7 protein-coding genes and 3 pseudogenes are annotated in these 12,493 nt (G+C 57.5%); 4 read left to right on the forward strand and 6 right to left on the reverse strand.

Going from position 1 to position 12,493, the window contains the following annotated elements; translation table 11 throughout:
• The coding region (locus Z052_RS15145) for a PGF-CTERM-anchored ABC transporter substrate-binding protein (protein ID WP_099289215.1) at positions 1 to 2,085 on the forward strand (2,085 nt) is incomplete at its 5' end.
• Here the strand turns inward: Z052_RS15145 and Z052_RS21070 are convergent.
• Together Z052_RS21070 and Z052_RS15155 are read right to left on the reverse strand one after the other, a co-directional pair.
• A pseudogene (locus Z052_RS21070) lies at positions 2,044 to 2,259 on the reverse strand (hypothetical protein); the annotation flags it as partial. The gene Z052_RS15145 and the pseudogene Z052_RS21070 sit on opposite strands and share 42 nt — an antisense overlap.
• A gap of 33 nt (positions 2,260 to 2,292) precedes the next feature.
• The gene (locus tag Z052_RS15155; protein ID WP_099289216.1) at positions 2,293 to 4,878 is read right to left on the reverse strand and encodes a hypothetical protein; all 2,586 of its coding nucleotides are present in this window, start codon (positions 4,876 to 4,878) and stop codon (positions 2,293 to 2,295) included.
• Positions 4,879 to 5,030: 152 nt separating this feature from the next.
• On the opposite strand from Z052_RS15155, the gene Z052_RS15160 reads away from it, so the two are divergent.
• Positions 5,031 to 6,467 carry a sugar transferase gene (locus Z052_RS15160; protein ID WP_099289217.1) on the forward strand — a complete coding sequence of 479 codons (1,437 nt, stop codon included), beginning with the start codon at positions 5,031 to 5,033 and terminating at the stop codon, positions 6,465 to 6,467.
• 180 nt (positions 6,468 to 6,647) lie between these two features.
• On the opposite strand, the gene Z052_RS15165 is transcribed toward Z052_RS15160, so the two are convergent.
• Entirely contained in the window at positions 6,648 to 9,113 is a 2,466-nt protein-coding gene (locus Z052_RS15165; RefSeq protein WP_144050046.1) for an RND family transporter, read from the reverse strand.
• An 81-nt stretch (positions 9,114 to 9,194) separates the two neighbouring features.
• Complete coding sequence (locus tag Z052_RS15170; RefSeq protein WP_144050047.1) at positions 9,195 to 10,781, reverse strand: COG1361 S-layer family protein; 1,587 nt, start codon at positions 10,779 to 10,781, stop codon at positions 9,195 to 9,197.
• Between the two features lie 263 nt (positions 10,782 to 11,044).
• Here Z052_RS15170 and Z052_RS20280 point away from each other — a divergent pair, with 263 nt between their 5' ends.
• The gene (locus Z052_RS20280; RefSeq protein WP_158228710.1) at positions 11,045 to 11,200 is read left to right on the forward strand and encodes a hypothetical protein; all 156 of its coding nucleotides are present in this window, start codon (positions 11,045 to 11,047) and stop codon (positions 11,198 to 11,200) included.
• Here the strand turns inward: Z052_RS20280 and Z052_RS15175 are convergent.
• Positions 11,179 to 11,340: pseudogene (locus tag Z052_RS15175) on the reverse strand (RNA-guided endonuclease TnpB family protein); the annotation flags it as partial. The gene Z052_RS20280 and the pseudogene Z052_RS15175 overlap by 22 nt on opposite strands.
• A 65-nt stretch (positions 11,341 to 11,405) precedes the next feature.
• Here Z052_RS15175 and Z052_RS15180 point away from each other — a divergent pair.
• The gene (locus tag Z052_RS15180) at positions 11,406 to 11,597 is read left to right on the forward strand and encodes a DUF433 domain-containing protein (RefSeq protein WP_089309052.1); all 192 of its coding nucleotides are present in this window, start codon (positions 11,406 to 11,408) and stop codon (positions 11,595 to 11,597) included.
• A 793-nt stretch (positions 11,598 to 12,390) separates the two neighbouring features.
• Here Z052_RS15180 and Z052_RS21075 read toward each other — a convergent pair.
• A pseudogene (locus tag Z052_RS21075) lies at positions 12,391 to 12,493 on the reverse strand (RNA-guided endonuclease TnpB family protein); the annotation flags it as partial.

Raw genomic sequence — 12,493 nt, forward strand, 5'->3', positions numbered from 1 at the left:
GATCGGATCACGACAACAAACCCGTCAGCAGCCCAAACGCTCTGGGAGATCGGTGCGCAAGACCGGGTTGTTGGTGTAACCGAATTTGCGGGGTACCTAGACGGAACTGACAGCAAAACGAATGTCTCCGCAGGAGTGGGTGTCAGCGTGGAAAAGGTCGTCGCAACCGATCCCGATCTTGTGTTAGCACCGAACGCCTCAGCTGATCAAGTCGCAGATCTTCGTGCACAGAATCTCACAGTCTACCATTTCCCGGCCGCGACCGATATCGATGACATTGCGGCAAAAACAGAGCGCACAGGCCGTCTTGTTGGAAACTGTGAGACAGCAGCGGAGGTAAACACCGAGATGAATCAGACTGTAGAGGATGTAGAAAGCCAGACTGCTGAGCTTGATCGTCTCGATGCACTGTACCCACTTGGGGGAGGCTTCGTCGCGGCTGACAGTACCTTCATCAACGAAATCATGAAGATTGCTGGGACAACCAACGTCGCCGCGTCAGAGGCAGATGGGTATCCACAACTCTCGGATGAAGTCATCCTCAAAACAGATCCTGAGATCATGCTCGTGACCGATACAGAGGGCGCAATTCTTGATAGGGAACCCTACGCGAGCACAACTGCTGGGGCAGAAGATAACTATGTAGTTATGAATACAAATTATCTAAACCAGCCGGCGCCCCGGAGTGTGATTGAATCGACCAAAACTCTCGCTGCTGCTGTTGAAGATCTTCAAGCCAACAAAACAGAGGAGACAGTCAATAGTAGTGATACGTGTGGGTTCCCACTTACTGTAACAGACGCAACAGGGACAGAAATCACGATTAATGAACAGCCAGATCGGATCACGACAACAAACCCATCAGCTGCCCAGACCCTCTGGGAGTTAGGTGCGCAAAACCGGGTTGTCGGTGTAACCGAGTTTGCGGGGTACTTGAACGGGACTGCCAGCAAAACAAATGTCTCCGCAGAATTCGGTGTTAGCGTCGAAAAGGTTGTTGCGACTAATCCCGACCTTGTGTTGGCACCGAACGCCTCAGAAGTCGCAGATCTTCGTACACAGAACCTCACTGTTTACCATTTCCCCGCTGCTACCGATGTCGATGACATTGCGGCAAAAACAGAGCGCACAGGCCGTCTTGTTGGAAACTGCGAGACAGCAGCGGAAGTAAATACTGAGATGAACCAAACGGTGGAAAATGTAGAGAACCAGACCGCTGAGCTTGATCGTCCTGATGCACTGTATCCACTTGGAGGCGGGTATGTCGCTGCTGACAATACCTTCATCAACGAAATTATGCAGATTGGTGGGACTACTAATGTTGCTGCGTCAGAGGCAGACGGGTATCCACAGCTCTCAGATGAGGTAATCCTCCAAACAAATCCTGAATTGATAGTTGTGACAGACTCTGAGGCGTCGATTCTTGAGCGACAGCCGTATGCTAGCACAAACGCAGGTGAGAACAGTAATTACGTCGTATTAAACAATAATTATCTCAACCAACCCGCGCCTCGCAGCGTTATCGAGTCAACGAAAACGCTCGCAAACGGTGTTGAGGAGCTTCAATCAGAGGATGCCAAAGACGATAGAAGTAGAACAGATGAGTCCAGTAGCTCAAGTAGTGACGATGATGATAGGAGTGAAGAAGATGAGCAAGACGAAGTAGTAGATGCGAACGAAACAGCTGTGGATACAAACGAAACAGCTGTGGACACGAACGAAACGGCTGTGGATACAAACGAAACAGCTGTGGACACGAACGAAACGGCCGTGGATACAAACGAAACAGCTGTGGATACAAACGAAACGGCTGTAGATGAGAATGAAACGGTTGTGAATGGGAATCAAACAGCCACCGATACATCAAGTAAGGAGAGCACTACCTCAGCAGAGCCCAATGGCACCTCTAATCAAGAGGGTAATGAAACCGAGACATCGAATGATGTTGTCAATCAAAAGACCGAGCAAGACGGTGGACCATCCAATACAACTGATGGGGGGACAGAGTCAGAGGTTCCTGGATTCGGGATCGTCGTAACCGTATTAGTAATTCTTGGCTTCGCATATCTGTCGCCACGGGAATAGTGCCTCAGTTACCCACAAGTCGACTACCCCACGCTGAACGTTTTCGACGTTTTGAGGGTGGGGCTTGTCCATGAACTCAGTCTCAGACCCGTCCGGGTGAGCGGTGAATCCGCCACTCGACGTCACCGTTCCAGACTTCAGGGCGAGTTGACTGTCGCCTGTCCGCCGAGACGACTACTAACAGAAAAAAGCCGATACTGAGACAGACTATTTCGGCTGAACGACTGTTTGATTACCGTTGTGAACAGCGTCATCGCTTACGGTCACAGATTGTGTTCCAACCTGATACTCTCCGGGGTGTGCGACCCGGATTGTTGCGGTTCCGTTCGAGACAGTAGCGTGGCGTACATACTCGAATGTTGTGCCAGTTGCTGTGACTTCACCGGACGAATTGGGCACAGTCACAGTTGTTGTTGCGGTCACCGTTCCATTTTCGACGCCGACGGAACTGGGCTCTGGCACGGAGATCGTCGCGCCGGGGACGACCGCAAAGGTCCGGATCCCCTCAGTGGAAGTGAGTAGCTGGTAATGGCCGGTTGCGGTGGTGTCGTTGACGCCGGCGCCGAGCCCATCATAGAGGGCTGTGTAAGTAGACTCCGTTGGAGGTGCGTTTTCGCGTTCAGTGACGACGACGTACCCGACACGATCTTGAAAGCGGTTGTACCATTCGTCTGGGTGCGCAGCGGTAAGGAACTGATCGTAGTTGCTTCGTGCATAGCCGTAACTGCGGGCTTCACCGTTCACAAAGTAATTGTACATTCGGTTGTCGCCCCACTGGCTCAACACGAAGTTCTGTGGGTACTCACGGTCAGCGTCCTCGGCGTGAGAATCAACCGTAAGCGTAGCGTCAAACTGCGCGCGATCATAGGTAGTCTGTCCGACGAGTGACGGGACGAGGAGAAGGTTGAACAACAACACGAGCGCGACCGTCGCGGCCAGATACCCCCGCAATCGGGTTCCTTCAGGCAGCGCGAGCGACGTGATCGCGGTCCCTCCATCCGGTTTGCTGTTCGCTCCGGCGCGACTCGGTCGACCACGGCTCGATTGACCGCGAGTCGACGAGGAGTCGGTGCCGTTGCCGCGACCGAGGGCGGCTACAGGACGTGCGATGTCTATTGCCGACAGGAGGTAAACAAGACCGATCCCCGCGAAGGGCGCAATCATGATCGCCAACTGCCCGGCAAAGCGGACCTGAATCGTTGCGAGCAGCGTGTAGTACCACGCAAAGCAGACTAAGACGAGCCAGCCGGGCTTGTAACGGCGCGCGACCACCCACGTCGCGACTGCGAGGACGGCGATTGCGAAGTAGAAACCGAGGCCGAGCTGGAGGAGCGGTCCGAACACTACCGCAAAATCCGGGCTGAATAGCGAGACTGTCTCGGAGATACCTTCCCGAAAGAACAGATCGTCGGCGCGCGTCCGGAGTCGTTCGATATCGCCCGGACGCAGGCGCGCATAGGCGACAAGCCCCCCCACGGCGACGACCGCCTCTGCCGCGACAAGGGCAAGCGGCGGCAGGGAGACGCGGCGCCACAACTCCCCTAGCCCGACAACGACAAACGCACCGCCCGCGACGAGGACGGGCGTGACCGCAGCGATCGACTCGTGCCAGCCTAACGCGAGGTGTGCGGCGAGCGCTCCCGCAGCGCCGAGCGCGAGCCCAGCAAGCAGGGGGGCGTTTGCGTAGGTCGGGGAGAGGTCCCGCCGAACGTCGAGCGCAACGCGGAGCCCGACGACAGCCGCGACTGGGACGAACGTGAGCGGCGAGCCGCCGTAGGCGTGAGCGGACGCCGCTACGGCGACAGCGAGCGCGAGTGCAATGGGCCACATCGTTGTGTTCTGTGCGTGGGCCCGCGCGATGGCCTGCTGGTCTGGTTCGGTTTCGGACTGGGCGTCCCGGCGGGAAAGGTCGACACCGAGCGCGGTCAGTGTGGCAACGAGCAGACCGAGCCACAGGTACTGGTGGGCCTGATGGTCAAGGAAGCCCACGGAGGTGTACACGACGTTGACGGGCGCGAGCCCGTAGAACAGCACGGCGGCGAGCGCGACACGCACATCGCTGGTGAGCAGGCGTGCGGTCCGGTAGACGAAGTATCCCAGACAGACGGACGCCACGACCGGAAGCCACGCGGCGACCACGGGCGCAGCGTCGACGCCACCGAGCAGGACCGTCAGCCACCAGTTGACCGCGTGGGCAAGCGGACGCGTGCCCGCGGCGCCGCCCATGTCCGCGAACAGCCCCAGATCGAAGATTCCGTCCGCGCGAGCGGCCAGCTGCTCCTGCCAGTAGCGGAAAAAGTACGTGTCGTTACTTGGGGAGACGACGAAGCCCTGCTGGAACACCGCAGGCGCGGCCACGAGGCGCGCGCTGGCGACCACAAGCAGCCCTCCAAGAAGCCCGAGGAAGGTGAGAACGTCGACGTCAGCTACCGAGGAGACTCGCGACATCACGATATCACCGGCGGCTGTCTCACTGCCATCGTCATCGCTTCCCTCGGTAGCTGTGGACGAGTCAGTGGCAGCGTCAGTCGTATCGGCAGCGTCGGCCGGCCCCGACTCAATCGCGGCGCGGATCGCGTTCGGATTTTCGAGCCGGTAGCCAGTATCGACCTCATGGGCGAGGTCGCGGGCGACAAGCTCGCCGAACCGACCGGAGTCGAGGTCAATGTCGGCAAACGTCCACGGCTCGTCGCGGGCGTCGCGCTCAACGAGGGCCGCGAAGGCGTCTTCCGCTTCGGGGTGGTCAGCGAGGAACTCGCGCGCGGCCGCGGTCGTCTCCTCAGGCGAGGGCATTGGCTGTCACCTGTCGGGCGCGCCGATTAGCGGTTTCGGTCGTGGACGGGCCCACCCTCGGGTTCGGAGGCGTCGCGGGCGAGCGAGACCCCTCGATCCGACCACCGGAGGAAACATAGTGTTTAACTTGACACACTTATCACGGATCAGTAATGGACACCGGATGGCGGTACCGGCTCGCGAGCGTGGGAGGCGTCGCTGCCCTCGTTGGGCTCGCGGTGATGCTCGCCAACAACGCGACTGTTCAGGCGGCCGCGGCGATGGTTCCTGTGCTCGGTCGGCTGCCCCCCGACCCACCTGCGGGCGCGGAGTTCGTCATCGAGGTGGCGCTGACCGTGGTGGTCGTTGCGGGTGCGTTTGTCCCCCTCTACAAGCCGCGCCCGCGGCGGATTCTCGATATCGTCGCGCTCGCACACAAGCGCACGTTCGTGGCCGTGTTCGCGCTGGCGACCATCGGCTACTTCGATTACACGTACAAGGTGCCGCGGCTGACGCTCGTGTTGATCACGCCGCTGCTGTTAGTCATCCTGCCGGTGTGGTTCATTTGGCTACGCCGCCCCGAGGCGCGCAGCGAACGCGCGATCATCGTTGGGGACGACCCGGGTCAGATTGCCGAGATCGCAAGAGGCGCGGAACTCCCGCTACTCGGCTATCTCTGTCCGACAGTGATTCGCTCGCTGCGGGGTACCGAGTCGGAACAGGAAAGCCGGGACGCCGGGGCTCCCGGTATCGCACATGCCGCGGACGGCGGTCAGCGTTCGCTCAATATCTCTCGGCTTGGTGGCCTCTCTCGACTCGAGGATATCCTCGTCGAACAGGATATCGACACGGTCGTGCTCGCATTTGCCGACCCCGACCGCGCAGAGTTCTTCGGCGCGCTCGATGCGTGTTATGAACACGGCGTGGCAGCGAAAGTTCACCCAACACATGCGGACACGGTGTTGACGGATACATCGGACCCGAATGCGTCACTCGTCGATGTTAAGATCGAACCGTGGGATATCCAAGACTACATGTTCAAACGTGGCTTTGATATCGCCTTCTCACTGACCGGACTCATCGCGCTCGCACCCATCATCGTAGGCATCGCAGTCGCGATCAAACTCGAAGACCGCGGCCCGGTGTTGTACCAACAGGAGCGCACAGCCGTATTCGGAGAGACATTTCCGGTTTTTAAATTCCGATCAATGACACCTGAAGGCGAATCGGCAACGCCAGTCGAAGACGACGATAATGATCGTATCACGCGGGTAGGTCGAGTGCTCCGCCAGACGCATCTCGACGAGATCCCTCAACTGTGGTCGATCCTCCGCGGAGACATGAGCGTCGTCGGACCGCGTGCTGTGTGGACCGAAGAGGAACATCTCCTTGAAGAAGAAACCAAGACATGGCGGAAACGGTGGTTCGTCAAGCCCGGCCTGACCGGACTCGCGCAGATCAACGATGCCAGCAGCGTCGACCCACGCGCAAAGCTCCGGTATGATCTTCAGTACGTTCGTGAACAGTCGTTCGCATATGACCTCAAAATTGTCGCGCGACAGCTCTGGAAGGTCGGTGTGGATGTGGTAATAGCAGTGTGGCCGTGGTGACATTTTCCTCACCTGAAACAGTAGTTGCCGAATCAATTCCCCGTGTGATTAATCCATGACAATTAAATTAGAATTAATATAGGTGACGACCTCCGTATAAATGCGTATTGCCATCAAAGACGGGAGAAAAACATCCGAGAAGCGACTTTTGATAAACACAAACTAAAGGAGACACGGCAATCACGTCGAGTCGACCACGATATCGTAGGTGTTCGTCCATCTGGCCAGCAGCAACGCAGACGCCGGTAGAAAGACGAAGGCGGTCACCAGCGCGAACGTCATCGCAAGCGCGACGGCGATGCCGAAGTTTGCGAGCACGGGGAACTGTGAAATCCCAAGCGCACCGAATCCAAATAGCGTCGTCGCGCCAGAGCCAATGACCGGCCGCGACTTACGCACCATAGCCTCACGCATCGCTACTACGGGGGTCGATCCGCGCTCAAATAGCTCTTCTTTGAACCGCTCATGGACGTGTATCCCATATGTGATCCCCGCACCGAGCGCGATCGAGCCGGTCGCAACGGTGAGGGGATTCCACGGGATACCTAGTAGGTACATCGCTATCGAGATCAGCATCACGGCGCTGATAGCGACGCTAACAACGAGCAACACAGACTCGCGGACTGATCGCAACGCTAATGCGAGAAACACTGTTGCCAACCCGAAGCTCAATACGGTCATCGGATCGCGGCCAGAGGTCACATTCTCAATCACGTTCCGGTTGACGACCGGTTTGCCGGTGACGGCGGTCCGCTCGGTGACAAGGTGTCTATCGGCAGTCGCCTCCGTGTCGTCGATCAAGTGTCTAACTTCCTCGCCTTCAATATCGTCGACGAATAGCTGAATGACGAACCGATCCGGTGTGTCTTCACGACTCCCGACCGGCATGAGGTCGGACGCCGCCTGCCGGTCAACCGTATCGATAAGCCGTGTCCGGCGCTCTGGGATGTCCCCCCCGGTGGCCATCTCGACAGCAGTGACTGAACTCATCGCAGCGTTTACGTCGTCATGATCCTCAATAGCGGTCTCGAAGGCTGATGCCCGCCTGAACGTCGTCGGCGAGTAGGCATCTTTGCTCTCTACTAGGAGGTAGATTACGTTCGGGCTCTGCGCAGTGCTTTCGAGTTCTTCGAGATCGTCGCGCTGTTCGATATCCGGCCAGTAGTCAAGCATTTCCTGAGTCGTCGGTACATCGTGATACACAGCCGCGCCGCCGCCGATTGCCGCGATCATAAGCAGAATCACGATAAGTGGCGACGCAGCGATCCCACTAGATAATGTACCGATGAAACGCTCGAACGCAGGCTCGTCGTCACTGAGGACCCCGCTCGATTGGTCGCTGGCCGACGGCTCAGGAGAAGGAGAGTTTTTATTTTTGCTATCCGTCAAAGAGTTTCTCTCGGCCGCAGTAGCGGCTGCTGTCGCTTCGGTGGTGTCTGAAGCTGTTGGCCCCGTCTGGTCGTACTCGTCATCGTCAAATTGAACCAACAGCGCGACGAGTAGCGTGAGTGACAGCGCGGTCGCAGCGATTACGCCAAACGCCGCCGTCGCGCCGAGTTGCCGAGTCGGTGGCACTGCCGAAACCAACAGTGCGCCAAGACCGATCGACGTCGTCGCCATCGCTAACAACAGCGTGTTCCCAGTTGTGCGTGCAGCCGAGGCTGCAGCGTCAACGGGTTCTCGCCCTTTCTCACGCTCTTCGATGTACCGCGTATGTAGTTGGAGGCTGAAGTCGATCCCGAGTCCAAGCGCGATTGGGAGGACGCCGAGCATAATCGCGTTGAAGTTGAACCCGACGATTCCCATCATCCCGAGCATGTACACGAGCGCAACGAGTGCCGTCCCGACGGGAAGAAACACTTTCCACGTTCGGTACAGTCGCCCACGCATGACCAGAAACACCACGGAGAAGATGATAGCGAACGCAACTGCGAACAGTTGGATCATCTCAGGGAGCATGAGTCCGAACGCAGCGTTTTCGAACACCGGCGCGCCGGTGACCGTGACATCAACGTGTGGCGGCACGGTTACATGATCGGTTGCATCTGATACCTTATCGGTGAGGTACCCTGCTGCCGTTCCGGGGAGAAACCCAAAGTACTGGTCTTCTGCGTCTGGGACATCAACCTGCCCGTAGGTCGCAACGATCAATGCCGTTTCTCGGTCGGGGTTCACGTTGTTCACGAGCGCCGCCGTGCTCGTGTCGGTTGATTCAACGCGATTAATTGCGGCGCGGACCTCTCGCTCGGTTGCTGGGATCTCGCCGCCATTTCCTCGTTTGACTACGTCTGCGAGGCTCGTAACACTGGAGAACTTATCGGTCGCTGTGTACCGTCTGTCAAGCCGGTCTATCGTTCGAATCGTTTCTGGTTCATAGAGGTGATCGGTCTCGATCATCACGAACACGTTGTTCCCAAGATCGAACGTGTCGTCGGCTTTGACCTCCTGCCAGTTTTGATTCGTCTGTGAGCTGTCGTCAATATATAACTCCATCCCGAGGCTCATTTGGACAGAAAGTCCGGCAATAGCGAGCGAAACGACCACGAGCACAGCTACGACACTAAACACAGTCCGGCGGTTCTCAGCAGAAAACCGTCCGAGTCGCTCTAAGCCGTCACGAAGTGGGGTTGGTCCATCGTCAGTCATGTTCTCTGTCGTCTGTCGTGTCGCTGGTTGGTCTGCCTCGTAGTGCCCCACGAACTGATGGTGTTGTGCCCAGTCACGGAGTTATGCCGACCACGGGAGTCCATCGCCTTGCCGGCGCACGTAGACGGTTACACCGGCACCGACGAGTCCGACACCAACGAGCGGCAGGATTGAAAATACTCCAAGCCCGTCATTCTCTTCGACCTGGACAGGAATCTGATACGTCTCGGACATCATCGACTTGCCGCGCTCGTCATCGTACCGGAAGTCAATACTCGCAGCGTATCCTTTCGGGTTGGCGTCGCTGGTCGCCGAGAGCTCAAACACTAGCGTCGTCGACTCGCCGGGGTCGAGCGATTCGATGTATCCATCGTCGTCATCGCTGTCGAGCGGGTCACTCGTGCCGAGACTCGCCTCGATGTTGGTGAGCGTCTGGTTCCGGTTGTTGGTGACTTCGATCTTGATGAGTCGCGAAGAATCAACACCAATAGTGGCGTTGGAAGCTGCCACTCGGAAGTCGTCACGGCGTGGGGCAATTGCGGTCACAAGCGAGACGTCATTGTCGTACCGCTGCTCATCAGCGTCCGTTCGGTACTGTACCCGCATGTCAAGAGACTTTTCGACGGCTTCAGCATCACGGGTCGCGGCAATCGGAAGCCGAACGGTAGCAGACTCACCCTGTTCAAGCGTCCCCGCAGACACCGATCCTACAAGGAGCCGCAGCGTCGGGTACTCACGAGCGAAATCGAGGGCGACATCGTTTGCGGTGCGGGGCCCCTCGTTGGTTACCCGGACTTGGATGGTGCTCTCTTCATCGACTCGCACGGTCCCATCAACAATATCTAGGCTGAAACCCTGCTCAGCAGCCGGCTCGATCCCAGTCGAGAGATCGGTGTCGCGGCCATCGATCCCATCTGGGTTCGTATACTGGACTGTCCCGTCTAATTCGTACTGTCGAACCGATGCGTCCGACTTCACAGCCGTCTCATAGGTGATTTCAGCAGCCTCACCAGGCGCTAACGTGTCAACACGCCCGACATCGCTCTGTTGGCCGTTGAATCCAACCATCGAGCTCTGCGAGCTGAGCGAGAGCGCCACATTACGGGCAGGCTCGCCACCAATGTTTTCGATTTGTACCGTGAGCGGCCCCGACTCACCGATCTGTAGTCCGCTGTCGTCAACAGTGGTGAGTCGGAATTGTGGCGCATCGTCGATCTCGATTTCAACGGTGTCAGTCACGGTGTAAGTCCGTTCGTTTTCACCGCCACCAGATCGCCGGAAAGAGGTGTACGAGTAGGTCATCTCAACGTCAACCTCGTAGGTCCCTGGCTCGGCATCCTCAGGGATGTCAACGGTAAATGGGACTGATCGCGGCTCATTCTCACTGATCGAGCCGACTGAGTGCTCAGCAGTTTCAACTGTCAAGGGAGCGCTGCTGCTGTCTAGTTCAACGACTACGTTTCGAGCGGTAGTAACGCGGTTTCGCTCGGGTGGAGTGTCGTACCGCGTGGTGGCATCATTTGCGATCTGAATTGTCAGCGTCTCAGTGTTACCGGGCGTCAGCGTTGGCTCCGGGGCGTATGCCTCAAGATCTGGATCCCCACCGGTTGCTGACTGTGCCTGTGCCCCGATCGTAGTTGTAGCGACTCCCGCCGTCGAAAGGAGCACTACCATAGACAGTACAATGAGAGTTCTCACTGTGTCGGAACGGAGAATTGATTCTCGACTTTTCGACTGACCCTTGGAACCTCCAGTATATCTCACTGTGTACAATACTACACACGGACGCATGTATATCCTTCGGCTTATTCGGCACCAAACAAGAGCCATTTTAGCGCCCTTTGTACACCAAAATTAGATCTTAATTATGTTTCAACCGTTTTGACCATCTATCTTCTCATCCAATGTATTGTTATTTACACCCAATATTAATGGCAGGTGTCGCGCTCGCGGTGGAAGGGGTTTCACCTGAGGTCGCAGCAACGATCGGCGTCATTGACATCCTCCCCGCGCTGAAACGCGAGAATTCCCACGGCACTGCACCGCTGGGTTGGGATATTGTGGTTTACGACGTTACCTGTTCTTGAGGTACAAACGCACCAGTTTCCTTGTCAAACAGGAACGTCGATGGCTGTGCCAACCAGCCGTTACTCCTATCACCGCCATCCATGGCGGGACTCGGAGATACTTTCTGGCGGATGTTCTCGGCCCCGTTCACATTGCCAGAGCCGACTCCACTCAGCGACTACCGTCCGGCAAAGCATTATGACGCTTCACAGCGAAGCGTTTAGCATGAGCGTGACAATCCCCGTGGTTTCGACGCCAAACGTACTCGGCGGAAAGCCACGAGTAGAAGGGACACGGGTCGGTGTCCACCAGATCGGGTCACTGATTCGTGAACAGGGCTGGTCGACCGCGGCCGTCGCCGAGGCGTTCGACCTCACGCCAGACGAGATCGACGCCGCTCTCACTTATAGAGGCTAGAAGGCGAATACACCCGCCTTCAGGCGGGTGATGAAGCCGACATAATGGGAAGCAATCCACTAGCCGAACGTCTGTACCGAGTTTCACAGACAGAGATTTAACTGACAGGCCGCTCTATAGAGAGCTAGGAATCGGTCGGAACGGAGCGGATTCCGAACCGTCCTTCGGAGGCGGCCTGTCCGCCCGCGTAACGAGGTCGTTCGAAAATCTTCGATTTTCGTGATCACGAGAGACTTCGTCTCTCAGACGACAGTATCTGAAAGGGCGGTCGGTGAACGCCATATCCTCGAAGGGTGTGTCTGTGCCGACTGCTCAAAGCAAACCAGACGATACCCCCAAGTCCGTTGACGCTTGCCGGCGTCCCCGTGGCAAAAACAACACTGGGACGCCGTACACGGTTGAGGATAGGGGTAACGGCCAGTTGGCATGGCCAGCAGTCCACCAGTCCGACACTGTGGGACTACCCGTGCCCGAAAGGGCTGGTAGTCCACTGACTGGACTGTAAACCTGAAACTCCCACCGCTCGGGATTCCTCCGCGTTTACCCGGAGGAGGATGTCAATACGAGGCGAACCCGCAAGAGATGGACGCGATCAGCACGGAAGCAAATCGGTTCCGTGAGCGGTTAGCCGACGAGAGTCGAGCACCACGGTGATGCGGCTGCTCTGTGATCAGAACGTCGCGCGACGGTACGTCAAGGCTTGTATTCAGGCGTGTAAACTACCCTACCCTACTCCCTCGGCGCTCCGCGCCTCGGTCCTTGAGGGTAGGGCTTTGATGTGGACTCCCGGCAATTAGTCGCCAGCAATAGGCTGGTGACTCTCACCGTTCAACGTCCCACCAGTCACGCGCACGTCTACTGGTGCGTCTCCGCTCTCCGACTTGGGCGAGGAACGG

The sequence above is a fragment of the Halorubrum sp. C191 genome, from assembly GCF_002727095.1.
GTDB classification, from domain to species: domain Archaea; phylum Halobacteriota; class Halobacteria; order Halobacteriales; family Haloferacaceae; genus Halorubrum; species Halorubrum ezzemoulense.